Annotated in this window: 19 protein-coding genes and 1 riboswitch; of the genes, 12 read left to right on the plus strand and 7 right to left on the minus strand. The window is 71.7% G+C overall.

Features of this window, described 5'->3' with window-relative positions; genetic code table 11:
- Positions 1 to 315 precede the first annotated feature (315 nt).
- The 4 genes from ACSMXV_RS11315 to ACSMXV_RS11330 form a co-directional block, all read right to left on the minus strand.
- A complete protein-coding gene (locus ACSMXV_RS11315) occupies positions 316 to 1,107 on the minus strand; it encodes an enoyl-CoA hydratase/isomerase family protein (RefSeq protein WP_473177521.1) in 792 nt (263 codons plus the stop codon).
- A 165-nt stretch (positions 1,108 to 1,272) separates the two neighbouring features.
- Positions 1,273 to 1,494 (minus strand): helix-turn-helix domain-containing protein, encoded by a 222-nt coding sequence (locus ACSMXV_RS11320; protein WP_018533414.1) that lies wholly within the window; start codon positions 1,492 to 1,494, stop codon positions 1,273 to 1,275.
- Between the two features lie 439 nt (positions 1,495 to 1,933).
- Entirely contained in the window at positions 1,934 to 3,532 is a 1,599-nt protein-coding gene (locus ACSMXV_RS11325; RefSeq protein ID WP_473177522.1) for an ABC-F family ATP-binding cassette domain-containing protein, read from the minus strand.
- Positions 3,533 to 3,662: 130 nt separating this feature from the next.
- Positions 3,663 to 4,412: a hypothetical protein gene (locus ACSMXV_RS11330; RefSeq protein ID WP_473177523.1), complete on the minus strand. Its 750-nt coding sequence runs from the start codon at positions 4,410 to 4,412 to the stop codon at positions 3,663 to 3,665.
- 499 nt (positions 4,413 to 4,911) lie between these two features.
- On the opposite strand from ACSMXV_RS11330, the gene ACSMXV_RS11335 reads away from it, so the two are divergent.
- The gene (locus ACSMXV_RS11335) at positions 4,912 to 5,331 is read left to right on the plus strand and encodes a VOC family protein (RefSeq protein ID WP_473177524.1); all 420 of its coding nucleotides are present in this window, start codon (positions 4,912 to 4,914) and stop codon (positions 5,329 to 5,331) included.
- 25 nt (positions 5,332 to 5,356) lie between these two features.
- Here ACSMXV_RS11335 and ACSMXV_RS11340 read toward each other — a convergent pair whose 3' ends face one another.
- The 3 genes from ACSMXV_RS11340 to ACSMXV_RS11350 all read right to left on the minus strand — a co-directional run bounded on the left by ACSMXV_RS11340 (position 5,357) and on the right by ACSMXV_RS11350 (position 9,456).
- Positions 5,357 to 6,958, minus strand: a complete 1,602-nt coding sequence (locus ACSMXV_RS11340) for a hypothetical protein (protein ID WP_473177525.1) — start codon at positions 6,956 to 6,958, stop codon at positions 5,357 to 5,359.
- Positions 6,959 to 7,425: 467 nt separating this feature from the next.
- Positions 7,426 to 8,553: an alpha/beta hydrolase gene (locus ACSMXV_RS11345; protein WP_473177526.1), complete on the minus strand. Its 1,128-nt coding sequence runs from the start codon at positions 8,551 to 8,553 to the stop codon at positions 7,426 to 7,428.
- 162 nt (positions 8,554 to 8,715) lie between these two features.
- Positions 8,716 to 9,456 carry a class II aldolase/adducin family protein gene (locus ACSMXV_RS11350; RefSeq protein ID WP_473177527.1) on the minus strand — a complete coding sequence of 247 codons (741 nt, stop codon included), beginning with the start codon at positions 9,454 to 9,456 and terminating at the stop codon, positions 8,716 to 8,718.
- A 296-nt stretch (positions 9,457 to 9,752) separates the two neighbouring features.
- Between ACSMXV_RS11350 and ACSMXV_RS11355 the strand changes: the two genes are divergently transcribed.
- The 11 genes from ACSMXV_RS11355 (at position 9,753) to cobM (ending at position 24,900) form a co-directional block, all read left to right on the plus strand.
- Complete coding sequence (locus tag ACSMXV_RS11355) at positions 9,753 to 10,490, plus strand: lysozyme (RefSeq protein ID WP_473177528.1); 738 nt, start codon at positions 9,753 to 9,755, stop codon at positions 10,488 to 10,490.
- A gap of 202 nt (positions 10,491 to 10,692) precedes the next feature.
- Positions 10,693 to 11,934, plus strand: a complete 1,242-nt coding sequence (locus tag ACSMXV_RS11360; protein WP_473177529.1) for an anion permease — start codon at positions 10,693 to 10,695, stop codon at positions 11,932 to 11,934.
- A gap of 12 nt (positions 11,935 to 11,946) precedes the next feature.
- Positions 11,947 to 12,168, plus strand: coding sequence for a hypothetical protein (locus tag ACSMXV_RS11365; protein WP_181862065.1), 222 nt, complete (start codon positions 11,947 to 11,949; stop codon positions 12,166 to 12,168).
- A 222-nt stretch (positions 12,169 to 12,390) separates the two neighbouring features.
- A riboswitch (cobalamin riboswitch) is annotated at positions 12,391 to 12,520 on the plus strand.
- A 181-nt stretch (positions 12,521 to 12,701) separates the two neighbouring features.
- The gene (locus ACSMXV_RS11370; protein WP_473177530.1) at positions 12,702 to 13,757 is read left to right on the plus strand and encodes a cobalamin biosynthesis protein; all 1,056 of its coding nucleotides are present in this window, start codon (positions 12,702 to 12,704) and stop codon (positions 13,755 to 13,757) included.
- Entirely contained in the window at positions 13,754 to 15,265 is a 1,512-nt protein-coding gene (locus ACSMXV_RS11375) for a cobyric acid synthase (protein WP_473177531.1), read from the plus strand. The genes ACSMXV_RS11370 and ACSMXV_RS11375 overlap by 4 nt, the downstream gene beginning before the upstream one ends.
- Entirely contained in the window at positions 15,262 to 18,939 is a 3,678-nt protein-coding gene (gene cobN / locus ACSMXV_RS11380; RefSeq protein WP_473177532.1) for a cobaltochelatase subunit CobN, read from the plus strand. Before ACSMXV_RS11375 ends, cobN begins: the two co-directional genes overlap by 4 nt.
- A 166-nt stretch (positions 18,940 to 19,105) precedes the next feature.
- Positions 19,106 to 21,196, plus strand: coding sequence for a putative cobaltochelatase (locus ACSMXV_RS11385; protein WP_473177533.1), 2,091 nt, complete (start codon positions 19,106 to 19,108; stop codon positions 21,194 to 21,196).
- Complete coding sequence (gene cobO, locus ACSMXV_RS11390; RefSeq protein ID WP_473177534.1) at positions 21,196 to 21,804, plus strand: cob(I)yrinic acid a,c-diamide adenosyltransferase; 609 nt, start codon at positions 21,196 to 21,198, stop codon at positions 21,802 to 21,804. Before ACSMXV_RS11385 ends, cobO begins: the two co-directional genes overlap by 1 nt.
- Positions 21,801 to 23,258 carry a cobyrinate a,c-diamide synthase gene (locus ACSMXV_RS11395; protein WP_473177535.1) on the plus strand — a complete coding sequence of 486 codons (1,458 nt, stop codon included), beginning with the start codon at positions 21,801 to 21,803 and terminating at the stop codon, positions 23,256 to 23,258. The genes cobO and ACSMXV_RS11395 overlap by 4 nt, the downstream gene beginning before the upstream one ends.
- Entirely contained in the window at positions 23,255 to 24,007 is a 753-nt protein-coding gene (gene cobI, locus ACSMXV_RS11400; RefSeq protein WP_473177536.1) for a precorrin-2 C(20)-methyltransferase, read from the plus strand. Before ACSMXV_RS11395 ends, cobI begins: the two co-directional genes overlap by 4 nt.
- 59 nt (positions 24,008 to 24,066) lie before the next feature.
- A complete protein-coding gene (gene cobM, locus ACSMXV_RS11405) occupies positions 24,067 to 24,900 on the plus strand; it encodes a precorrin-4 C(11)-methyltransferase (RefSeq protein WP_473178893.1) in 834 nt (277 codons plus the stop codon).

Genomic DNA, 24,900 nt, shown 5'->3' on the forward strand with positions numbered 1-24,900 from the left:
AGCGCGGGCAGCCCACACACCGAGCAGCCGACGAGCCAGGCAGCGAGGCAGCACCGACCCACCGAGACCAGCAGCGAGGACATACGGCAACCCGCCGACAACGGCCACACCCGCCAACAGCCAGCACGCGCCGCCAACCCCGCGGCACGCCGCCGCCGCTACAAGCAAGCGTCGCCAAACAGGCGTCACCACCGACGAGGCCTCGGGCGGCAGAGGGGCTGGTCGGCGGGCACGTGGGCGGCAGACGGCACGACCCGCAGCGACGCGCCGGCCATCAGCGCGGCGAGCCGCCCGTGCGGCGAGCCGGCGGCAAGCTCAGTCGCCCAGCCCCGCCAGGTCCCGCAGTCGGCGGGCCTGAGCGGCGCGCTCGGCGGCGCGCTGGGTGTCGTAGTCGCGCGCTGTCGCGCCCTGGAGCAGCGCCTTCGTCTCGATCACCGCGTCCCGGGGCGCCGCGAGCAGCGCGGCCGCGAGGTCGCGCGCCGCGTCGTCGAGCTGGTCGCCGGGCACGACAAGGTTGGCGAGGCCGATGCGCTCGGCCTCGTCGGCGTGGACGTAGCGGCCCGTGGCGCAGATCTCCAGCGCCCGGGCGTAGCCCACGAGCCCGACGAGCGGATGCGTCCCGGTGAGGTCGGGGACCAGGCCGAGGCTGGTCTCGCGCATGGCGAACTGCACATCGTCGGCGACGATCCGCAGATCGCAGGCGAGAGCGAGCTGGAAGCCCGCTCCGATGGCATGGCCCTGCACAGCGGCGATGGTCACGATGTCACTGCGCCGCCACCAGGTGAACGCCTCCTGGTACTCGGCGATCGCCGCGTCCAGCTGCTCGTCCGAGCCCCGCGCCAGATCGATGAACGACGGCTCCCCGTCGAACCCTTCGGGCGTGAAGGCCTGACGGTCGAGGCCCGCGGAGAAGGACTTGCCCTCGCCACGCAGCACGACGACACGGACACTGCCCGGCAACGACCGTCCGGCCTCGGCCAACGCCCGCCACAGCGCGAAGTTCTGGGCATTGCGCTTGGCTGGATTGGACAACGTCACCGTGGCGATCGCCTCGTCGACGGTGAGCCGCACGCCGTCCTTGTCGAGAACCGGGTCGAGCGAAGCCATGGGGCGCCTCCGATGGAATGCAGTCGGGCAGGGTGCCGTATCCGGTCACCCGTAAGTGACTGCACAGTAACCACCCGGTCGATCAGCAAACCGACCGGGTGGCCACCACCGAAGCCTGGAACCCCCGGAGCGAGGGGGATCCCGCGAGCCGGGAGGCCTCCGTCGTCAGGACGCGGCGGCCTTCTTGCCTCGCGTTGCCCCGCCGCGTCCCCGCAGCGTGACCCCGGACTCACTCAGCATCCGGTGTACGAAGCCATACGAGCGGCCGGTCTCCTCGGCCAGTGCCCGAATGCTTGCACCGGAGTCGTACTTCTTCTTCAGGTCTGCCGCGAGCTTGTCGCGCGCGGCGCCGGTCACCCGGCTGCCCTTCTTCAGAGTCTCGGCCACCCGTGCCTCCTCATGGGAAGTGCGCTCTGGACTCTCATGATCACCCCTCCGGAGCTTCCTGGCCACCCATTCGGCAAGGTCCGTGCGACAAGGTTTGGGCCCACGGAACAGATCACCACGAGCGGAATTTCAGGTTCCGGGAACCGTTTCGGCCCGCGCTTCCCGAATCCACGAGCTAAGCGGCAGGTCAGAGCCGCGTTACGGCGCGGCTCCACCCCATGCCTGATCCGCCCCCAAAATCGATGTACGACACACCGCTGTATGAGGAGATCTCACACAGATGATGGATCACGGATCGGCCGAATGATCCATAGCCAGTGGATCAGCGAATTCGATCAAGCAGGGCTCGGCGGAACCTGACCGAAAACCGAGCAGGAAACGGCGAGGAAAATGATCATGTAGGGCCCTGGAAACCGCTCAAACACGGGCCCGCAGCCGGTCAGGCCAGCGCGACGAGGTCCGCGTAGTCGGCGCCCCACAGGTCCTCGACGCCGTCCGGCAGCAGAATGATCCGCTCGGGCTGGAGCGCGTCGACGGCTCCCTCGTCGTGCGTGACGAGGACGACCGCGCCCTTGTACGTACGCAGCGCGCCGAGGATCTCCTCGCGGCTGGCCGGGTCGAGGTTGTTGGTCGGCTCGTCGAGCAGCAGGACGTTGGCCGAGGAGACCACGAGCGTGGCGAGCGCAAGGCGGGTCTTCTCGCCGCCGGACAGCACACTGGCCGGCTTGTCGACGTCGTCGCCGGAGAAGAGGAAGGAACCGAGGACCTTCCGGACCTCGACCAGGTCCATGTCGGGGGCGGCCGAGCGCATGTTCTCCAGCACCGTGCGGTCCGCGTCGAGCGTCTCGTGCTCCTGGGCGTAGTACCCGATCTTCAGGCCGTGGCCGGGCACGACCTGGCCGGTGTCCGGCTTCTCGACCCCGCCGAGCAGCCTGAGGAGCGTGGTCTTTCCGGCGCCGTTGAGGCCGAGGATGACGACCCGGGAGCCCTTGTCGACAGCCAGGTCGACGTCGGTGAAGATCTCCAGCGAGCCGTACGACTTGGACAGGCCCTCGGCGGTGAGCGGCGTCTTGCCGCACGGTGCGGGCTCGGGGAAGCGCAGCTTGGCGACCTTGTCCGCCTTCCGCTCGGCCTCGAGACCGGCGAGCAGCTTGTCCGCGCGGCGGGCCATGTTCTGGGCTGCGACGGTCTTGGTGGCCTTGGCTCGCATCTTGTCGGCCTGGGCGTTCAGCACGGCGGCCTTCTTCTCGGCGTTCTGCCGCTCGCGCTTCCGGCGCTTCTCGTCGGCCTCGCGCTGCTGCTGGTAGAGCTTCCAGCCCATGTTGTAGACGTCGATCTGCGAGCGGTTGGCGTCCAGGTAGAACACCTTGTTGACGACCGTCTCGACGAGGTCGACGTCGTGGGAGATGACGATGAAGCCGCCGCGGTAGGTCTTCAGGTAGTCGCGCAGCCAGACGATCGAGTCGGCGTCGAGGTGGTTCGTCGGCTCGTCGAGCAGGAGCGTGTCCGCGTCCGAGAAGAGGATGCGGGCCAGCTCGATACGGCGCCGCTGACCACCGGAGAGCGTATGGAGCGGCTGGCCGAGCACCCGGTCGGGCAGGTTCAGCGCGGCGGCGATGGTGGCGGCCTCGGCCTCGGCGGCGTATCCGCCCTTGGTGAGGAACTCCGTCTCCTGCCGCTCGTACTGCTTCATCGCCTTGTCGCGGGTGGAGCCCTTGCCGTTGGCGATGCGCTGCTCGTTCTCGCGCATCTTGCGGATCAGGGTGTCGAGGCCGCGGGCCGAGAGGATGCGGTCGCGCGCGAGTATGTCGAGGTCACCCGTGCGCGGGTCCTGCGGCAGATAGCCGACCTCGCCGGAGCGGGCCACGGTGCCGGCGGCCGGGATGCCCTCTCCCGCGAGGACCTTGGTGAGCGTCGTCTTGCCGGCGCCGTTGCGGCCGACCAGGCCGATGCGGTCGCCCTTGGCGATACGGAAGGTGGCGGACTCGATGAGGACGCGGGCACCGGCGCGCAGCTCGATACCGGAGGCGGTGATCACGGACAGACTCCTGGGCAGGGTGGACGGCGGGATGGGCGGCTGGGGCGGATCACGCCGTCTAATGCGTGAGGAGAATGGCCATGCGGCGATTCTAACGGGACCGTGCAACCGGTTTTTCTGTGCGCGGCGATTATCCGTCGCCGGCCGCTGTGTTGTTGCGCACTGTGCCGGTGGTCCGTCTTGCGCCTGTGACGTCCTTGCCTGCGGCGGCGTTGCTCCTGTCACCGCTGCCGCCGGGCAGCTCGTTGGCGAGGGGTGCGCGCCGCGGCACGATCCTGCCGAGCTCGTCGACCGCCACGACCTCCGCCGTCCAGGAGGCGCCGGGGCTGCGGCACGGCTGGGCCACGAGAAGCGCGCGGCCGTGCCGCATCGTGCGCGCGGGCTCGAAGGCGCAGCCCCGGCGGGCGGGCAGCACCCACCGCAGATCACCGTCCGCGAGGCGGTACGCGGCGATGCGGTACGGCGTGACGACGGCGAGCATGCGGGAGCTGGGCGCAAGCCGTTGCAGCACACCGGCACCGTCACGCGCGCGTGGGGAGCGCAGCCAGGCGGCGGCCGCGGGGGCGGCGCGGTGCCAGCGGACCGCGCGGCCGTCACGGCGGGCCGTGTCGGTGACCAGCCCGTCGCTCCAGAGCGTGACGGCGTGCCCGCGCACGGGAAGCACGGAGAGCGGCCTGCGCCCTTCGCGCGTATAGGCCCATCTCGTCCGTCCCGTTCCGGGGTCGTACGCCTCGACGGCCCGGCCCGTCATACGCAGCCGGGGCTCCGGGGCATCCGGGCTCTCCACGCGCGCGTGCACCGTGAGGTGGTCTCCGTAGGGCTCGGGGCGCGACAGATGGCCCGCGGCGATGAGGGGCACCGCGAGAAGGCCGAGGACCATGGACACGACGAGGCGGGAAGCACGACGGGAGCGGCCGGCGGGCAACGGGGCTTCGGGAGCGGGGTGCTGCGGCGCAGGGGGCTGGGGATCACGATGCCGGGAACCAGGGCGCCGTGGAGCAGGATGCGGGGGAGCAGGATGCTGGGGAGCGAGGGCCTGGGCGACCGGCGATTCAGGGGCGGGTGACTTCGGGACGGGCCGCGCCCGATGGCGGACGTAGGCGCTCACTTCAGTCGCGTCGAACGGCAGAGCCGCCACGCAACACCCCCTTCCGCACCGCCATCGAAATGCCCTGGAATGCCCGCGAATCAGGCGGAGAGCGTAGCCGCGGCTTCTGCGGCGCGGCCGCAGGAGCGTGCCGACACGGCGCACGGGCGGGCAGCGGTCCCTCGTTCGGCGTCTTGGCCGCCGCGCCAGGCCGGTCGGCTTCTCCGGGGCGTTGTCAGTGCCCGGTGCAAGACTGTGGAGCGGGTCACATTCGAGAGAAGGGGTGATCGGTATGGCAGGCAGTGAGGGCGGGAGTCCGAGCATCTGTCCGACGCTGTTGTACGCGGACGCGAAGGCGGCCATCAGGCTGCTCACCGAGGCCTTCGGCTTCACGGAGGTCAGTGTGTACGAGGGTGAGGACGGCTCGGTGCTCCACGCCGAACTGGCCTATGGCAACGGCGTGGTGATGCTCGGTTCCAAGGGCCGCGGCGGCATCTTCGACCAGACGATGAAGGACGCCGGCCCAGCCGGGGTGTACATCGTCGTGGACGATGCCGACGCGCACCACCGGCGGGCCGCGGAGCACGGTGTGGAGATCCTGATGCCCCCGACGGACCAGGACTACGGCTCACGGGACTACATGGCCCGGGACGCCGAGGGCAACGTATGGAGCTTCGGGACGTACGCCCCGGAGACGAAGGGCTCCGGCTGACCCCTGCTCGCCGTGCGCCGGTTCGCTATGCGCCTCCCGTGTGCACCTGGAAGGCGGCACGGCGCACGGCCTTGGCGAGCGCCGGGTCGGGGTGGGCCGCGGCGAGGGCCACCAGCACCTGGACGGTGCGCGGGTGGCCGACGGCGCGCACCTCGTCGAGGAGCGCCGGCACGGTGGGCTGCATCGCCGACTCCAGGTGTCGTACGAGGAGTTGGGCCTCTCCGTGGTCGGCGACGGCCGCGGCGGTGTCCACCCACAACCAGGTCGACTCCTCGCGGGTGAGCACCGCATGGGCGTCCTCGGGGTCCACACCCTCGTGCTCGGCGAGCCACAGCAGGGCGTAGGGCCGCAGCGACGGTTCCTCCGCCGCCGCCCTGACGTCCGCCTCGGCCGGGGCGCCGACCACGCGCAGGGCCTCGAAGGCCAGTCCGCGCAGCAGGGCGTCCTCGCCTCGGGCGGCGTCGAGGAGTTCGGTGACGGCGCTGCCCACGGTGCGAGCGGCGAGCCAGGCGCGGTACTCGGCACGGGCCGCGTTCGGCCGCAGCCGCGCACAGCCGCGCAGCATGTCGTCGGCGGGCTGCTCGATGTGCCCGGCGGGGCTCTGCGCGGCCACGCAGATCTGCTCGAGCTTGACCCAGACCGCCCAGCTGCCGAGGGGGGTGAGCGTGGCCTGCCCGCCGGAGCAGGTCAGTGCGCCGACGACGGCGAGCGCGTCAAGGGCCCAGACGAGCAGTGCGGCCAGCGGGGCGTCCACATGGCTCACGGCGTCCGGGCCCGCGGACTCGGCTGCGTCGGGCTCGGCGGCATCTGGGCCGGTGGTTGCGGGCTCGGCGGTTGCGGGCTCGGCGCTGATGGACGCAGGTGTTGCGAGCACGGGTTCCGCGGCCACGGGAGTCGTCAGCGCAGGAGTCGTGGGCGCAGGGGTCGTGGGCGCAGGGGTCGTGGGCGCAGGGGTCGTGGGCGCAGGGATCGTGGGCGCGGAGTGCGGGCCGTAGGGGATCTCGCAGCGCTCGGTGCGCAGTTCAGTGACGCGCTGCTCGAGGAGATCGAGCAGCTGCGACACGGGAACGGGCCCGGCCGACAGCTGGAGCAGGGACAGCACCTGCGGCATCGCCTCGACGACCTCGGCGACCGCGGCGGGCGGGAGATCGTCCGGCGCCGGGTGGGCCAGCGACCAGGCGTCGAACAGCGCGACCCAGCCGCGAAGTACGGCGGAGTCGTCCCGGTCCCAGGCGCGCAGCCGCCAGCCGGGGCGGGCGCTGTCGCCGTGTACCTCGACGAGTCCGGCGAGCCGTGCGGTGTCCCAGTCGGCGCGTACCTGTTCGGGCGTCAGGTCCAGGTCGGCCGCGGCCCGTTCGGCAGTGGCGTCGGAGAGGGTGCCCCCGTCGTCGGGGGTCGCGCCGTCGCGGCCGGGGCGCAGCGCGGCGTCGGCCCAGCGCGCGACCCGGACGGCGCCGGCCATTCCGCCGCGCGCCATGCGGGCCAGTTCCGCGGGTGGCGGGGTGCCCTCGGGAGGCCTGGGGGCGGGGCGGCGGGAGCGCCGCTCGGACACCGCTCGCGGGGCGGCGGCAAGGGATCGTGGGCGGACGAGTCTGAGCCTGGAGTCGCGCGGGATACGGGACGTCACGGGAGCAGTCTTCCGGTTGACGGTCCGAAAACCCAAACGGAATGCCACGCGAGTAGAAAGGGAGGCCGCATTGGCCGGTTAAGTACGCATGAGCAGCAGCAAAACGGAAGATACGGCGAAGGGGCGCGGAGGTGCTCCGACGGGTGAGTCCCACCGCGGACCCCCCGGCAGGCCGGGCCGACCGCGGTGCCACAGCCGCAGTGCCGCAGCCGCGGTGCCACGCACGCCATGGCGCCGCGGCGGCTACGACTGAGGCGGCTGCGGCGGCTGGCGGCTGAGGCGGCTGCGGAAGTTGGCGGGCACACACGGCCACGATGACTTCCGAACGCCCACGGGGCGCTCGCACGGTCCACGGAGGCGCTTGCACAGTCCACGGCCGCGATGGCCCGCCGACCGCTCCAGCTGCGATGGCCGGTGAGGGCGGTGGCGACCCGGGACAGCCCCTCCAGAAGGAGGGCCGAGGACGGCTACATCAGCGGCGTGAGGAAGCGGCGCAAGGTCTCTTCGTAGCCCCGGGGGTCGGCGTTCCACATGGCGCTGTGCGGGGCGTTCTGTACGGCGTGCAGGGTGACCGTGTCGCGGCGGCGGTCGGCCAGTCGGCGGCTCAGGCCCCAGGGGGCGACGGCGTCGTCGGGGCCGTGCAGCAGCAGGGTCGGCAGCTTCAGCGCCTCGGGGTCAAGGGCCTCCTCGATGGCGCCGCCGTGCAGGCTCGCACGGCCCTGTGCCGCGCGGACGGCGAGCGGCAGCAGCGGTCCCGGCGTGCGACGGGCGGCGGCGAGGGCGCGCAGCGTGGCCTCCCAGCTGAGCACCGGCGAGTCCAGCACGAGCCCGGCGATCCGGTCGCGCAGCGACGAGCGTGCGGCGGCGTGCAGGGCCATCGCACCGCCGGTGGACCAGCCGTGCAGAACGACGCGTTCCGCGCCGTACCGCAGGGCGTAGCGGATGGCGGCGTCGAGGTCGCGCCACTCCGTGTCGCCGAGGTGGCCGAGCCCGTCCGGGGGCCGGGGCGCGCCCGGATCCCCGCGGTACGCGATGTCGAGCACCGGGTAGCGGAGCCGGTGCATGAACTCCATGAGGACCATGGGGTGCTCACGCGTGGTGCCGAGGCCGTGCACGGTGATCACCCAGCTGTCGCGGGCACCGGGCACGAACCAGGCGGGCAGCGGACCGAGTTCGCCGGGGATGTCGACATCGGTGTATTCGAGGCCGAGAGCCGTCTTCGGGTTGCCGATATGCACCTGCGGAGTGAGCCAGACGCGCGCGCCAGGGCTCAACTCGCCGTGAGTGACGCGTTCGAGGCGGCGTACGACGGTGTCGGCGGGGTGCGGCGCTGCTTCCAGCACTTCGCCGACGATCGCATGGCAGCCTTCGCCGGCCAGGCCGTAGACACCCGGACGCAGTGAGGCGAGGTCCCGGGTCAGGGTGACCTGTCCCGCGGCGGTGCCGTGGACGGTGAGCCGCGGCTCGGTGGGGAGCGGCCGCCCGGGCGGCGCCTTCAGAGCGGCATCGCTGGCGTACCTGCCGGCGGCGACCACGGCCGCACCGGCACCGATCACAGTGGTGACGGCGACTGCCGTCGCTTTGGCGGTGCGCACGGCTCCAGTGTCGGTGCGGGGGCCTCCGGTGGCCAGCCGAAGGCAGGGCTGGGGTGACACTTCCGTTCCTGCCACGCCCCGGCCGGGCCTCGGTCATCACCCGCACACACCGCGACAGGGGCGGGGATTGCGGGCGATACGGGCGCCGGGACCGGTCATCGTTCAGCTTCGCGGCTGGCCGTACCCGCGTAGTTTCTCCTCCACTTCGCGGAGCTGATCGCGGGACAGGAGGGTGGGGGACCGGCCCGGCAGGGCGCTCGCCGTCAGCCAGACTCTGCACATCCACTCGAGCTGTGCCGTTCGGTCGTATGCCTGGTCGAGGGTGGCGCCGTATGTGACGGTGCCGTGGTTCTGGAGTAGGCAACCTGTGCGGTCCTCCAGGGCGCGGAGCATATTCTCGGCCAACTCGTCCGTGCCGTACAGGGCATAGCGGGCGACTCGCACGGGCCCGCCCAGCGCGGCCGCCATGTAGTGGATCAGCGGCAGCTCCGGCACGAGGGCCGAGACGGCGGTGGCGTGCACGGCGTGGGTGTGGACCACGGCCCCGGCGCCGGTGCCGCGGTAGATCGCGAGATGCATGGGCAGCTCGCTGGTGGGGGCCAGGTCGCCGAGGAGCTGCTTGCCGTCCAGGTCGACGGCGACGGCATCCTGCGCGGTCAGCCGGTCGTACGGGACCCCGCTCGGAGTGACCAGTACGGTCCCGCCGACGCGCACCGACACGTTGCCCGAGGTACCGACGACCAGCCCGTCCGTCACGGTGCGCCGGGCCGTGGCCACAAGTTGGCTCCACGCCCGCCCCAGCACGTCCCGCGGCCGCCCCACGCCACCCTCCCGCTCGTGCTCCTGCTCCTTCGCCTGCTCCCGCTTCGGCTCGTGATCGTCCGCCTCGGCACAATCGCCCATGTCACCCCTCGCTCGCCATCCGCCGTTCCGCATCCGCCGCCCCGTCGGCCGCCACGCCACCCACCCTGCCAGCCGCCCCCGCGGCCGTCCCACGGGCCGCCCCGCGGGGCTGCCCCCCAGCACGCACAGTGCCGACAAGGCCGCGCTGTGTAACGCAGCCCCCGGGGCTCCCGTTAGGCCGCATATGCGCCCACACGCCTTCACGGAAGCGGTTTGGCCGGAGATCGACGGTCCCCGAAGGGCCCTCCGATACCCTCTGGTGGATTTGTCATGCACGTCGCCATCCGGGGGGAAATATGGCTCGTGATCACAAACCGTCTCTTCGCCGTGCCCGCGTCGCCGCGGTCTCCGCGGCGACGCTCGCGCTCGGGGCCACCGCACTTGCCGAGATTCCGGTTTCCGCGGCCGGCAAGCCGAAGGGGCACGACGTCTCCTCGCACCAGAAGAACGTCGACTGGCAGAAGGCGAAGAGCAAGGGGGCGAAGTTCGTCTACGTCAAGGCGACCGAGTCCCACACCTACCGCAACCCGTACTACAGCCAGCAGTACAACGGGGCCCGCAACGCGGGCATCATCCGCGGCGCGTACCACTTCGCGCTGCCCAACAAGTCGTCCGGCAAGACTCAGGCGCAGTACTTCGTGCGCAACGGCGGATCGTGGCGGGCGGACGGCTGGACTCTGCCGCCCGCCCTCGACATCGAGTTCAACCCGTACAGCTCGAAGACGTGCTACGGCATGAGCAAGACCAAGATGGTCTCCTGGATAAGGTCCTTCAGCAGCGAGGTGAAACGGCTGACCGGCCGCCGGCCCGTGATCTACACGAACACGAACTGGTGGAAGAAGTGCACCGGCAACAGCGCCGCCTTCGCCAACCACGCCCTGTGGCTGGCCCGCTACAGCTCGTCGGCCGGGGCCCTGCCTGCGGGCTGGCAGTATTGGACCTTCTGGCAGTACGACAACAGCGGCAGTCTGCCGGGTGACCAGAATCTCTTCAACGGCTCGACGACCGCACTGGGGAAGTTCGCGCGGGGGTAGGCCCGCAGCGGCGGAACCCGCGCTTCCGCCGCAATTCCGGGCCTCCGGCCGTCACCATGATCGACTGCGCCGCCACTTCGAACGCAACCGGAGTGGCGGCGCACCAATTCGGGCCACCCTGCGGCCCCACCCAGTTCATCTTCCGTTCACTCAGATTGCCTACGGTCCACGAGCCAATGACGTCCAACAGAAGCCTGGGTAAATGGAACACATCACGCTTCTCCTCGGGATCGTGATCGTCACCGCTCTCGTGTTCGATTTCACGAACGGTTTCCACGACACAGCCAACGCGATGGCGACAACCATCTCGACAGGCGCTCTGCGACCAAAGACGGCGGTGGCGATGTCCGCCGTGCTGAACCTCGTCGGAGCCTTCCTCTCCGTGGAGGTCGCCAAGACGATCTCCGGCGGCATCATCAACGAGGAGGGCATCAGAACCGAGGTGATCTTCGCAGCGCTCGTCGGCGCCATCCTCTGGAATCTGCTGACCTGGCTTCTGGGACTTCCCTCCAGCTCGTCACACGCCCTCTTCGGCGGCCTGATCGGCGCCGCCGTGATGTCCGCGGGCTGGTCCTCGGTCAACGGCAGCACCGTCGTCACCAAGGTGCTGATCCCCGCGGTCGCCGCGCCCCTCGTCGCCGGTCTCGCCGCGGCGCTGGCCACCCGCCTGACGTACCGGATCGGAAGCCGCGCCGACGCCAAGGCGACGGCCCCCGGCTACCGCGCCGGACAGATCGCCTCCGCGGGCCTCGTCTCCCTCGCCCACGGCACCAACGACGCGCAGAAGACCATGGGCATCATCACGCTGGCCCTGGTCACGGGCGGCGTCCTCGCCCCCGGCTCCAACCCGCCGGTCTGGGTCATCGCCTCCGCGGGTATCGCCATCGCGCTCGGCACCTACCTGGGCGGCTGGCGCATCATCCGCACCATGGGCAAGGGCCTGACGGACCTCGCGCCGCCGCAGGGCTTCGCCGCACAGACCAGCGCCGCGACGGTCATCCTGGCCTCCTCCCACCTGGGCTTCTCCCTCTCCACCACCCAGTCCTGCTCGGGTGCCGTGATGGGCGCGGGTCTCGGCCGCAAGGGCGGCGTGGTCCGCTGGTCGACCGCGACGCGGATGTTCGTCGCCTGGGGTCTGACGCTGCCGGCAGCCGGTCTCGTCGGCGCGGGCGCCGAGTTCCTCACCAAGCAGGGCACGTGGGGCGTCGTCCTCACCGGTGCGCTGCTGGTCGTCGGGTCCGCCGTGATCTGGGGGCTGTCGCGCCGCCAGCCCGTCACCCACGACAACGTCAACGACGTCAGTGAGGTCGACGGCGGCTCCGACGCCGGCCTCGACGCCGTGCCCGCGGACGCCGTCACCGCCGCGATCACGGACGACCTGAAGGCCACCATCCCGGCACAGCCCGGCGCCTCGCCGGAGCCCGCCAAGACCGCTTCGGTGTAAGGAAAGACCAGCATGAAGATCGACTGGGCAGCTCTCGGCTCCGTCTTCGGAGTCAGCCTCGTGGTCACGGTGGCCCTCGTGGGCCTGTTCACCCTGGGCATCGTCGGCCTCTCGAAGCGGGAGCGCGCGACGGAGCAGGGCGGCTCCGCGGCCCTTGCGGTCAGCGGCGCGTACGCGTGCTTCGCGCTCTGCGCGGCGGCCGTCGGTTACGGGATCTATCTGATCGTCGCCTGAGGAAGGTCGCCGCCGACGACGGATCATCGCTTGCGACTGATCGTCGTGCGACGGAAGCAGCCTCCGGCTTCGCGTGGGGTGCGGGACGTATGGACGTCCCGCACCCCACGCGCGTACCCGGGGTGTGTGGGCCTTCGCACACTCCCCCGTCGCAGGTCAACAGCGAGTTGACGGGCCTTCGCGGGGCGTGGTGGACTGCCGGAGCCATATACGGCGGCAGGAGAGGAAGCCGGTGCGAATCCGGCGCGGTCCCGCCACTGTCACCGGGGAGCGCTCCCCCACACGGAAGTCACGGCCCGTACGGACGGGTTGGAAGGCCGGGGGAAGCGTAGATCCGGGAGCCAGGAGACTCTCACCGCCGGTCACGTCGAACCAGGGCGCGGACCCTGAGTGAGGACATATCGCCATGCGCGGCTGCCCGTTGCCCGATGAGTTGAGCAGTACGAGGGATCTTCCAGGCGTATCGGCGGGCTGATCCCATGCATCCGGCTGATCCGATGCGTTCCGCTGGTCCCGTCTATCCGGCTGCTCCCATGCATACCGAACGCGCCGGGCGCGGACGTGTCTTCGCGTACGGTGCCGCGGCCGGCCTCCTCGGCGACCTGCTCCTCGGCGATCCCCGCCGGGGGCATCCGGTCGCCGCGTTCGGGCATGCCGCGGCCGCCGTGGAGCGTGCGCTGTGGCGGGACCACCGCGGGTGGGGCGCGCTGCACACCGCGGTGTGCGCCGGGGGTGCGACCGCTCTTGCCGCGCTGGCCGCCCGTTCCGTACGCACCTCCCGTACCGCCTCCGTCACGCTGACCGCCGCCGCGACCTGGGCCGTGGTCGGCGGCACCTCGCTCGGCCGCGAGGCGCGGGCCGTGGGCGGGGCGCTGGCCGCCGGGGACATCGAGGCCGCGCGGGAGCGGCTGCCGCATCTGTGCGGGCGCGATCCGCAGGCGCTGGATGCCGACGGCATCGCGCGGGCCGTGGTCGAGTCCGTCGCCGAGAACACGTCCGACGCTGTCGTGGGCGCCCTCGTGTGGGGCGCGGTGGGCGGCGTGCCTGGGCTTGTGGGGTTCCGGGCCGTCAACACGCTGGACGCCATGGTGGGGCACAAGTCGCCCCGGTACCGGCGGTACGGGTGGGCTTCCGCGCGGCTCGACGATGTCGCGGGGTGGCCGGGGGCGCGGCTCACAGCTGTGCTTGCGGCCGTGGCCGGGGGCAACCCGCGCGGGGCCCTGCGGGCTTGGCGGGCGGATGCCGGGAAGCATCCGAGTCCCAACGCGGGGGTCGTTGAGGCCTCGTTTGCGGGGGCGCTCGGAGTACGGCTTGGGGGGACCCTGTCGTACGGGGGGAGGGTTGAGCACCGGCCTGTGCTCAACGGCTCTGGGCGAGCCGTTGTCGTAGCCGACATTGAGCGTGCGGTACGGCTTTCTCGGCGTGTTGGTTGGCTTGCCCTTGGGGTGGGTGCCCTCTGTGCCGTTTTGCGGAACTTGGCTTCGGGGCGCCGTACGTCGGGGGCTGTGCCCACCCGTTCCGCCCTGCGGAACGCCTGCCCACAGCGGTATCAGCGGCACCAGCAGTACCAACCGGGAGGGAACCTATGAGCGGTGGCGGGCTGTTGGTGGCCGGGACCACCTCCGATGCCGGGAAGAGCGTTGTCACCGCCGGGATCTGTCGGTGGCTCGTGCGGCAGGGGGTCAAGGTCGCGCCCTTCAAGGGGCAGAACATGTCCCTGAACTCGTTCGTGACGCGCGAGGGTGCCGAGATCGGGCGGGCGCAGGCCATGCAGGCGCAGGCGGCGCGCGTCGAGCCGACGGCGCTCATGAACCCCGTACTGCTCAAGCCCGGCAGCGACCGCAGCAGTCAGGTCGTCCTCATGGGAAAGCCCGTGGGCGAGCTGAGTGCCCGGGGCTACCACGGTGGGCGTCAGGAGTCCCTGCTCGGCACCGTCCTGGAGTGCCTCGAGGAGTTGCGGGGCACGTATGACGCGGTGATCTGTGAGGGGGCCGGCAGCCCTGCCGAGATCAATCTGCGGCGGACGGACATCGTCAACATGGGCATCGCGCGGGCAGCGCGGCTGCCGGTCGTCGTCGTGGGCGACATCGACCGGGGCGGGGTCTTCGCGTCGTTCTTCGGTACGGTCGCGCTGCTGAGCCCCGAGGACCAGGCGCTGATCGCCGGGTTCCTGGTCAACAAGTTCCGGGGGGACGTGTCCCTCCTCGAGCCGGGGCTCGACATGCTGGAACAGCTCACCGGCCGCCGTACGTTCGGTGTGCTGCCGTTCCGGCACGGGCTCGGGATCGACGAGGAGGACGGGCTGCGGGTGTCGCTCCGCGGGGCGGTCCGGGAGTCCACGGTCGCTCCGCCCGTCGGCGAGGACGTGCTGCGGGTCGCCGTGTGCGCGGTCCCGCTGATGTCCAACTTCACGGACGTGGACGCGCTCGCCGCCGAACCGGGCGTCGTCGTGCGGTTCGTGGACCGTGCGGAGGAGCTCGTCGACGCGGACCTCGTCGTCGTGCCCGGGACCCGAGGCACCGTACGCGCGCTGGAGTGGCTGCGCGAGCGCGGTCTCGCGGACGCGATCGCGCGCCGGGCCGCCGAGGGGCGTCCGGTCCTCGGCATCTGCGGCGGGTTCCAGGTGCTCGGCGAGCACATCGAGGACGAGGTGGAGTCCCGCGCGGGTCGGGTCGAGGGGCTGGGACTGCTGCCCGTGCGCGTGCGGTTCGCCAAGGAGAAGACCCTCACGCGGCCGTCCGGTACGGCACTCGGCGAACCCGTCGAGGGGTACGAGATCCACCACGGCGTCGCGGATGTGACCGGTGGCGAAGCGTTCCTGGACGGTTGCCGGGTCGGCGAGGTGTGGGGCACGCACTGGCACGGCTCGCTGGAGTCGGACGGCTTCCGCCGCGCGTTCCTGCGTGAGGTCGCGCGGGCCGCCGGCCGCCGCTTCACACCCGCGCCCGACACCAGCTTCTCGGCGCTGCGCGAGGAGCAGCTCGACCTGCTCGGCGATCTGATCGAAGAGCACGCGGACACAAGTGCGCTGCTCCGCCTGATCGAGACCGGTGCACCCTCCGGTCTCCCCTTCCTTGCTCCGGGGGCACCCTCATGACCGTCCTGCTTCTGTCCACCGCCGACACGGATCTGCTGGCGGCCCGTGCCTCCGGCGCGCCGTACCGGATCGGCAACCCGACGCGCGTCGACGCGGCGACCGAGTTGCCCGCGCTCATCGACGGCTGCGACATCGCCGTCGTACGTCTCCTCGGCGGCAAACGCGCCTGGGAGGACGGGCTCGCCGTACTCAAGTCGTCCGGCATCCCGACCGTGCTGCTGGGCGGCGAGGCGGTGCCCGACGCCGAGTTGATGGCCGAGTCCACCGTTCACGCGGGTGCCGTGGCCGAGGCTCTGCGCTATCTCGTCGAGGGTGGCACGGCCAATCTGGCGGAGCTGGCGCGCTTCCTCAGCCAGGACGTGCTGCTCGCCGGGCATGGTCGTGCCGGAGGCGCGCAGAACAGGCACAGTGCCGAGCCGCAGAAGATGCCCGAGTACGGCGTCCACGGCGCCCGCACCCGTCACGATGGGCGCCCCACGGTCGGCGTGCTTTTCTACCGCGCCCACGAGCTGTCCGGGAACACCGCGTTCGTGGACACCCTGTGCGACGCGATCGAGGCACGGGGCGCCAACGCGTTGCCCGTCTACTGCGGTTCGCTGCGGGGCGCGGACGAGGGCCTGTACGAGATCCTCGGGCAGGCCGACGCGCTCGTCGCCACGGTGCTCGCGGCGGGTGGCACGCACGCGTCGGAGGCCTCCGCGGGCGGCGACGAGGAGGCATGGGACATCGGCGCGCTCGCCGACCTGAACATCCCCGTCCTCCAAGGGCTCTGCCTCACCTCCTCGCGCGCCGCCTGGGACGAGTCGGACGCCGCCCTCTCCCCCATGGACGCCGCGATGCAGGTCGCGATCCCCGAGTTCGACGGACGGCTGATCACCGTCCCGTTCTCCTTCAAGGAGCAGGGGCCGGACGAGGTCCCGGTGTACGTCGCCGACCCCGAGCGGGCCGCGCGGGTCGCAGGAATCGCCGTACGCCACGCCCAGCTGAAGCACAAGCCGAACGCCGAGAAGAAGCTCGCGCTGGTCTTCACCGCGTACCCGACCAAGCACTCCCGGGTCGGCAACGCGGTCGGACTCGACACCCCGGCATCGGCGGTCCGCGTCCTCGACGCGCTGCGCGACGCGGGCTATGTGGTCGAGGGCCACCCCGACAACGGCGACGAGCTGATCCACCGCCTCATCGAGGCGGGCGGCCACGACGTGGAGTGGCTGACCGAGAAGCAACTGGCCGTGGCCCCCGCGCGCGTGCCGCTCGCCGACTACCGCGCGTGGTTCGACAAGCTCGACACGGAGCTGCGGGACGGCATGCTTGAGGCGTGGGGCGAGCCGCCGGGCAGCCTGTACGTCGACGGCGACGACATCGTGCTGGCGTCCCTGCAGTTCGGCAACGTGGTCGTCATGATCCAGCCGCCACGCGGCTTCGGCGAGAACCCGATCGCGATCTACCACGACCCGGACATGCCGCCCTCGCACCACTACATGGCCGCCTACCGCTGGCTGGACAACACCTTCCAGGCCGACGCCATCGTGCACATGGGCAAGCACGGCACGATGGAGTGGCTGCCGGGCAAGGGGCTCGGCCTGAGCGGCGGTTGCGCCCCGGACGCGGTCCTCGGCGACCTCCCGCTGATCTACCCCTTCATCGTCAACGACCCCGGCGAGGGCACCCAGGCCAAGCGCCGCGGACACGCCACGGTGGTCGACCACCTCGTACCGCCCATGGCCCGTGCGGACACCTACGGCGACCTGGCCAAGCTGGAGCAGCTCCTCGACGAGTACGCGCTGGTCAGCGATCTTGACCCGGCGAAGGCCCCGGCCGTCCGCGCCCAGATCTGGACCTTGGTCAAGGCTGCCGAGCTCCACCACGACCTGCATGTGGACGAGCAGCCGGACGACGGCGAGTTCGACGAGTTCGTCATGCACATCGACGGCTATCTGTGCGAGATCAAGGACGTGCAGATCCGCGACGGCCTGCACATTCTGGGCGGCGGTCCGGTGGGCGAGCCCCGGGTCAACCTCGTACTGGCCGTGCTGCGTGCCTCGCAGGTGTGGGGCGGGCAGGCGAACGCGCTGCCGGGACTGCGGGCGGCGCTGGCCGAGCACTTCGGGCTTGTGGAGAAGGAGCTTCTGGGCGAGCCGGGCGCGGCGGTGAAGGTGCCGGTGGAGCTGTCGGACTTGGTGGAGGGGCCGTCCCGTACCGCCGCCGACGCCATCGACCTGCTGGAGCAGCTGTGCCGGCGGGTCGCGGAGGGCATGGAGGAGCGTGCCTGGGCGGCCGCGGAGGCTCGCGGTCTCGTACGGGAGGTGCTGGGCGGCGTCGAACTCGCGGACGCCGTCGCGGTGCTGGAGTTCGCGTGCCGCGAGGTCGTGCCCCGGCTGGCCCGGACGACGGACGAGATCGACCACATCCTGCGTGCGCTGGACGGCGGTTACGTCCCGGCGGGCCCGTCGGGCTCGCCGACCCGCGGACTGGTGAACGTCCTGCCGACGGGCCGGAACTTCTACTCCGTCGACCCGAAGGCGATCCCGTCCCGCCTGTCCTGGGAAGTCGGGCAGTCGCTGGCGGACTCGCTGGTCGCGCGGTATCTGAGCGACACGGGCGAGTACCCGAAGTCCGTCGGCCTGACGGTCTGGGGCACGTCGGCGATGCGTACGCAGGGCGACGACATCGCGGAGATCCTGGCGCTGCTCGGCTGCCGCCCGGTGTGGGACGACGCGTCGCGGCGCGTCACCGGCTTCGAGGTGGTGAGCCTCGAGGAGCTGGGCCGTCCGCGCATCGACGTCACGGTCCGCATCTCCGGCTTCTTCCGGGACGCGTTCCCGCACGTCGTCGGGCTGATCGACGACGCGGTACGGGCGGTCGCCGAGCTCGACGAGCCCGCGGACCGGAACTACGTACGGGCGCACGCCGACGAGGACACCGCCGTCCACGGCGACCGGCGGCGCGCGACGGCCCGCATCTTCGGCTCGAAGCCGGGTGCGTACGGGGCGGGTCTGCTGCCGCTGATCGACGCCCGCAACTGGCGCAGCGATGCGGATCTGGCCGAGGTGTACGCGGTGTGGGGCGGCTACGCGTACGGCCGCGGCCTGAACGGGCGGGCGGCGCGCGGGGACATGGAGACGGCGTTCCGGCGGATCGCGGTGGCGGCGAAGAACGTCGACACGAGAGAGCATGACATCGCGGACGCGGACGACTACTTCCAGTACCACGGCGGCATGGTCGCCATGGTTCGGCATCTGACGGGGGCGAACCCCGAGGCGTACGTGGGTGACTCGGCCGTACCGGACCAGGTGAAGACGCGCACGCTCGGCGAGGAGACGCACCGCGTGTTCCGCGCGCGCGTCGTCAACCCGCGCTGGATGGCGGCGATGCGCCGCCACGGCTACAAGGGGGCCTTCGAGATGGCCGCCACCGTCGACTACCTCTTCGGGTACGACGCGACGGCGGGCGTGGTCGACGACTGGATGTACGAGAAGCTCAGCGCGGAGTACGTCTTCGACCCGGAGAACCGGGACTTCATGAAGAAGTCCAACCCCTGGGCGCTGCGCGGCATCACGGAACGGCTGCTGGAGGCGGCCGAGCGCGGGCTGTGGGCGGAGCCGGACCAGGAGACCCTGGACCGGCTCCGGGCGACCTACCTCGAGCTTGAAGGAGATCTGGAGGGGGACGAGTGACCTCCCGGATCACCCCCGCCTGGGCGGGGAGCACAGCGGTCGGACCGCTGTCGCATTCGCAGTGCCGGGATCACCCCCGCATCGGCGGGGAGCAGGCCACCATGGCGGCCTCGCATTCAGCACCCATCCTGATCCCACACGAGCCACTCGAAGGAGTGATCGGCGCATGAGCACGCCCTACTCGTTCTCCGCGATCGTCGGACAGGGCGATTTGCGACTGGCCCTGCTCCTCAACGCGGTGAGCCCCGCAGTGGGCGGCGTCCTTGTCCGCGGTGAGAAAGGAACCGCGAAGAGCACGGCCGTCAGGGCGCTTTCAGCCCTGATGCCGGATGTCGACGTCGTCGCCGGGTGCCGGTTCTCCTGCGACCCCGCCGCGCCCGACCCTCACTGCCCGGACGGGCCGCACGAGCCGGGCGCCGGGACCGCTCGGCCGGCTCGGATGGTCGAACTGCCGGTCGGGGCATCCGAGGACCGGCTCGTGGGGGCGCTCGACATCGAGCGGGCGCTCGCGGAGGGCGTGAAGGCGTTCGAGCCGGGTCTGCTCGCCGACGCCCATCGCGGGATCCTGTACGTCGACGAGGTCAACCTGCTCCACGATCACCTGGTCGACCTGCTGCTCGACGCCGCCGCCATGGGGGCCTCGTACGTCGAGCGCGAGGGTGTGTCCGTACGGCACGCGGCGCGTTTCTTGCTGGTCGGGACCATGAACCCCGAAGAGGGCGAGCTGCGACCTCAGCTTCTGGACCGGTTTGGGCTCACCGTGGAAGTGGCCGCGTCGCGGGACCCGGAACAGCGGGTCGAGGTGGTGCGGCGGCGCCTCGCGTACGACGACGATCCCGCGGGCTTCGCCGCGCGCTGGGCCGACGAGGAGGCCGCGGTGCGGGCACGCATCGTGGCGGCGCGGAAGCTGCTTCCGTCCGTGCGGCTCGGCGACGGGGCGCTGCGGCAGATCGCGGCGACCTGTGCGGCGTTCGAGGTCGACGGCATGCGCGCCGACATCGTGATGGCCAGGACCGCGACCGCGCTGGCTGCCTGGGCGGGGCGTACCGAGGTGCTCGCGGAGGATGTGCGCCAGGCCGCACTGCTGGCGCTGCCGCACAGGCGTCGGCGCAACCCGTTCGACGCTCCCGGCCTCGACGAGGACAAACTCGACGAGACGCTGCAGGAGTTCGGCGAGGACGACGACCCCGATCCGGATGGGCCGGGTGGTGGCGGCGGGCAATCGCCGCAGGACAGCGGGCCGGACGCACCGCCTCCGGCGGGCGCGGACGACGCCCCGGAGTCGGAGGGCGGCAGCACCGGGCAGCCAGACGCGGGGCATGCTCCCGCCACCGGATCCGCCGAGGACCGCCCCGGCGACGCCTCCGACGACGCCGAGGGCCGCGGCGGCCCCGGCCGCGAGCAGACCCCTGTACGCGCCGCCGAGCCGTTCCGTACGAAGACGCTGACCGTGCCAGGCCTCGGTGAGGGCGCCGCCGGGCGACGGTCGCGGGCGCGCACCGAGCACGGCCGTACGACAGGGGCGCGGCGGCCCCAAGGGGCACTCACCAAGCTGCACTTGGCGGCCACCGTGCAGGCCGCGGCGCCGCATCAGCGGGCGCGCGGGCGCAGCGGTCCGGGGCTGGTCGTCCGGCGGGACGATCTGCGGCAGGCGACGCGGGAGGGCCGCGAGGGGAACCTCGTGCTCTTCGTCGTGGACGCATCGGGATCGATGGCGGCCCGGCAGCGGATGAGCGCCGTGAAGGGCGCCGTGCTGTCGCTCCTGCTGGATGCGTACCAGCGGCGGGACAAGGTGGGGCTGATCACCTTCCGCGGGTCGGCGGCCGATGTCGCGCTGCCGCCCACGTCGTCGGTGGACGCGGCCGCGGCGCGGCTCGAGTCGCTGCCGACGGGCGGCCGTACGCCGCTCGCGGCGGGGCTGCTCAAGGCGCACGACGTGCTGCGGGTGGAACGGTTGCGGGATCCGGCGCGGCGGCCGCTGCTGGTCGTGGTGACCGATGGGAGGGCCACGGGCGGCCCCCAGCCTGTGGAGCTGGCCCGGCGCGCGGCGCGGCTGCACGCGGCCGAGGGCACCGCATCCGTGGTCGTCGACTGCGAGTCGGGTCCCGTACGGCTCGGGCTCGCCGCGCAGGTCGCGGGCGATCTCGGGGGGACGGCCGTCACGCTCGACGAGCTGAGGGCCGACGCCATCGCCGGACTTGTACGGGACGTCCAGCACGCTCGGGACGTTCAGGAAACCAAGAGGAGGGCCGCGTAATGCCGCAGGGACAGCCTGCCGTCGTACCGGACGACGGACTCACCACCCGCCAGCGCCGCAACCGGCCGCTCGTCGTGGTGCACACCGGCATCGGCAAGGGAAAGTCGACGGCCGCCTTCGGTCTCGCGCTGCGCGCCTGGAACCAGGGGTGGCCGATCGGGGTGTTCCAGTTCGTCAAGTCGGCGAAGTGGAAGGTCGGCGAGGAGAACGCGCTCAAGGTACTGGGTGCCTCCGGCGAGGGCGGGCCGGTCGCCTGGCACAAGATGGGCGAGGGCTGGTCGTGGATCCAGCGCGCCCCGGCCGACGGCGAACTCAGCAACGAGGACAAGGCCCGCGAGGGCTGGGAGCAGGTCAAGCGGGACCTGGCCGCCGAGACGTACCGCCTGTATGTGCTGGACGAGTTCGCGTACCCCCTGCACTGGGGGTGGATCGACACCGACGAGGTGATCTCCGTGCTGCGCGACCGGCCGGGCACTCAGCACGTGGTCATCACCGGGCGCAACGCCCCCGAGAAGCTGGTGGACTTCGCGGACCTCGTGACCGACATGTCCAAGGTCAAGCATCCGATGGACACCGGCCAGAAGGGCCAGAGGGGCATCGAGTGGTGAGCGGCGTGGGGAGCGGCTCGGGCTGCCGGGTGCCCCGGCTGGTCGTCGCCGCTCCCTCGTCCGGCAGCGGCAAGACCACCGTGGCCACGGGGCTGATGGCGGCGTTCGCGGGGCGCGGTCTCGCCGTGTCGCCGCACAAGGTCGGGCCCGACTACATCGATCCCGGGTATCACGCGCTGGCGACGGGGCGGCCCGGGCGGAATCTTGATGCGTATCTGTGCGGGCCCGAGTTGATCGCGCCCCTGTTCGCGCATGGGGCGCGTGGGTGCGATCTCGCTGTTGTCGAGGGTGTGATGGGGCTGTACGACGGGGCGTCGGGGTGGGGTGAGCTGGCCTCGACGGCCCAGGTGGCCAAGCTGTTGCGGGCGCCTGTCGTGCTCGTCGTCGACGCGTCGTCGCAGTCGCGGTCGGTGGCTGCCTTGGTGCACGGGTTCGCCTCTTGGGATCCCGAGGTGCGGATCGGGGGTGTGATCCTCAACAAGGTGGGGTCTGAGCGGCACGAGGAGCTTTTGCGGGAGGCGTTGGACGGGGCGGGGGTGCCGGTGCTGGGGGCGCTGCGGCGTGCCCGCCAGGTGCGGACGCCTTCTCGGCACCTGGGGCTCGTGCCGGTTGCCGAGCGGCACGGCGAAGCCGTGGACTCTGTGCGGGCCCTTGCCGAACAGGTTCGGCAAGGGTGTGATCTGGAGGGGTTGTTCGCGTTGGCGTGCAGTGCGCCTGCGTTGTCCGGTGCGGCTTGGGATCCGGCTGAGGTTGTTGCCTGCGGCGCTTCCTTCCCCGCTGTGCCCTTTGAGCGCGCTCCGCGCGCGGGCACCCCTTCCCGAAACCGGGGCTCCGCCCCGGGCCCCCCTTCTGTCGCCGTCGCCGCCGGGGCCGCCTTCACCTTCTCCTACGCGGAGCACTCCGAGCTGCTCGCCGCAGCTGGGGCCGAAGTCGTCAGCTTTGATCCTCTTCGGGACGAGCATCTGCCCGAGGGCACTCAGGGCCTGGTCATCGGGGGTGGGTTTCCCGAGGTGTACGCGCCCGAGCTGTCCGCCAACGAGACGTTGCGGAAGGCCGTTGCCGAGTTGGCGCGGTCGGGGGCGCCCATCTCCGCCGAGTGTGCCGGGCTGCTGTATCTCGCCCGGTCCCTGGACGGGAAGCCGATGTGCGGTGTCCTGGACGCCGATGCCCGGATGTCCGAGCGGCTGACGCTCGGCTACCGGGAGGCCGTGGCGGTGTCCGACAGTGTGCTCGCGGCCGCCGGTACGCGGATGCGCGGGCACGAGTTCCACCGCACGGTGCTGGAGCCGGGGGCCGGAGCGGCTCCCGCCTGGGGGTTCACCGCCCCCGCGGCGGCCGAACGCCGCGTCGAAGGCTTCGTCCAGCAGGGCGTGCACGCCAGTTATCTGCATACGCACTGGGCCGCCGAGCCCGGTGTCGCCCGTCGGTTCGTCGAGAGGTGCGTTGGCTCATGAGCAGCAGGCTGATCGGAGTGGGGGTCGGACCCGGCGACCCCGAGCTGGTGACCGTCAAGGGGGTCAACGCCCTGCGCGTCGCCGACGCCGTCGTCGTACCCGTGATGGCCGCGCCCGACGGGCGGGACGGCGGCGAACCTGGGCGCGCCGAGGCGACCGTGCTCCACTACGTCCCCGAGGAGAAGGTCGTACGCGTCGTCTTCGCCCTCAACGAGCGCACCGACCGGGCCCGCCGCGAGGCCGCCTGGGACGCGGCGGGCGACCAGGTGGCCGCGCTGCTGCGGCGGCACGGCACGGTCGCATTCGCCACGATCGGCGATCCGAACGTGTACTCCACCTTCACGTATCTCGCGCAGACCATCACCGAGTCGGTGCCGGGGACTGTGATCGAGACGGTGCCCGGCATCACCGCGATGCAGGACCTCGCGGCACGGTCGGGCGCGGTGCTTACGGAGGGCACGGAGCCGCTGACGCTCGTGCCCGTCACGGCCGGTTCGGCTGTTCTCAAGGACGCGTTGTCCGGGCCCGGCACCGTCGTGGCGTACAAGTTCGGGCGGCTCGCCGGCGAGGTGGCGGCCGCGCTGCGCGAGACCGGGCGGATCGACGACGCGGTGTGGGGCTCCGCGCTCGGCCTGCCCGAGGAGTCGATCAGGCAGGCCGCCGAGCTCGACGCCGACGCGGTGCTGCCGTACCTGTCGACGCTCATCGCGCCCGCGCCGCGCGACGGCGGCCGCGGCGGAAAGCTGTGACCTCGCCACGCTCCCTGCTTCACCTGAACAACCCGAGAGGACGACATCCCATGGCCGATGTGGCCGATGCCAACGCCGGCAAGGTGACCTTCGTCGGTGCCGGACCCGGCGCCGCCGATCTGCTCACGATCCGTGCCGCGCGCGCCATCGCGGACGCCGATGTCGTCATCTGGGCCGCGAGCCTCGTACAGGCCGAGGTCCTCGAGCACGCGCGCGTGGACGCCGAGATCCTCGACTCGGCGACGATGTCCCTCGAGGACGTCGTGGCCGTCTACGAGCGTGCCGCCGCCGAGGGCCTGAAGGTGGCGCGGATCCACTCCGGCGACCCGGCGCTGTGGGGCGGCACGCAGGAGCAGGTGGACCGGTGTGCGGAGATCGGCATCGAGACGGAGATCGTGCCGGGTGTCTCGTCGTTCTCGGCAGTCGCCGCGATCGCGCAGCGCGAGCTGACGATCCCGGAGGTGGCCCAGTCCGTGATCCTCACACGCCTCGGCGGCGGCAAGACGCCGATGCCCCCGGGCGAGGAAGTACGGGAGTTCGCGCGGCACGGCACGACCATGGCGCTGTTCCTGTCAGCCGCGCGCAGCGGCCAGCTGGTGCGGGAGCTGCTGGAGGGCGGCTATCCGACGACCACGCCGGTCGTCGTCGCGTACCAGGCGACCTGGCCGGAGGAGCTCGTCCTCAAGTGCACCATCGGCACGCTGGAGGAGACGGTCAAGGTGCACAAGCTGTGGAAGCACACGCTGTTCCTGGTCGGCCCGGCGCTGGACGCGCACGGCACCCGCTCGCACCTCTACCACCCCGGCCACTTCCACGGCTTCCGCAAGGCTGATCCGGAGGCCCGCAAGGCCCTTCGGGCACAGGACCGTCGTACGCAGGGCGCGACACCATGA

It is taken from the genome of Streptomyces sp. DSM 42067 (assembly GCF_055792885.1).

What these genes read in the sequence shown, in the direction of transcription:
- ACSMXV_RS11385 (WP_473177533.1), top strand. Translation starts at nt 19,106, where the DNA reads ATGAGCACGCCCTACTCGTTCTCCGCGATCGTCGGACAGGGCGATTTG.
- ACSMXV_RS11315 (WP_473177521.1), bottom strand. Translation starts at nt 1,107, where the DNA reads ATGGCTTCGCTCGACCCGGTTCTCGACAAGGACGGCGTGCGGCTCACC.
- ACSMXV_RS11355 (WP_473177528.1), top strand. Translation starts at nt 9,753, where the DNA reads ATGGCTCGTGATCACAAACCGTCTCTTCGCCGTGCCCGCGTCGCCGCG.
- cobI (WP_473177536.1), top strand. Translation starts at nt 23,255, where the DNA reads ATGAGCAGCAGGCTGATCGGAGTGGGGGTCGGACCCGGCGACCCCGAG.
- cobN (WP_473177532.1), top strand. Translation starts at nt 15,262, where the DNA reads ATGACCGTCCTGCTTCTGTCCACCGCCGACACGGATCTGCTGGCGGCC.
- ACSMXV_RS11335 (WP_473177524.1), top strand. Translation starts at nt 4,912, where the DNA reads ATGGCAGGCAGTGAGGGCGGGAGTCCGAGCATCTGTCCGACGCTGTTG.
- ACSMXV_RS11365 (WP_181862065.1), top strand. Translation starts at nt 11,947, where the DNA reads ATGAAGATCGACTGGGCAGCTCTCGGCTCCGTCTTCGGAGTCAGCCTC.
- ACSMXV_RS11330 (WP_473177523.1), bottom strand. Translation starts at nt 4,412, where the DNA reads ATGGTCCTCGGCCTTCTCGCGGTGCCCCTCATCGCCGCGGGCCATCTG.
- ACSMXV_RS11375 (WP_473177531.1), top strand. Translation starts at nt 13,754, where the DNA reads ATGAGCGGTGGCGGGCTGTTGGTGGCCGGGACCACCTCCGATGCCGGG.
- ACSMXV_RS11370 (WP_473177530.1), top strand. Translation starts at nt 12,702, where the DNA reads ATGCATACCGAACGCGCCGGGCGCGGACGTGTCTTCGCGTACGGTGCC.
- cobO (WP_473177534.1), top strand. Translation starts at nt 21,196, where the DNA reads ATGCCGCAGGGACAGCCTGCCGTCGTACCGGACGACGGACTCACCACC.
- ACSMXV_RS11350 (WP_473177527.1), bottom strand. Translation starts at nt 9,456, where the DNA reads ATGGGCGATTGTGCCGAGGCGGACGATCACGAGCCGAAGCGGGAGCAG.
- ACSMXV_RS11360 (WP_473177529.1), top strand. Translation starts at nt 10,693, where the DNA reads ATGGAACACATCACGCTTCTCCTCGGGATCGTGATCGTCACCGCTCTC.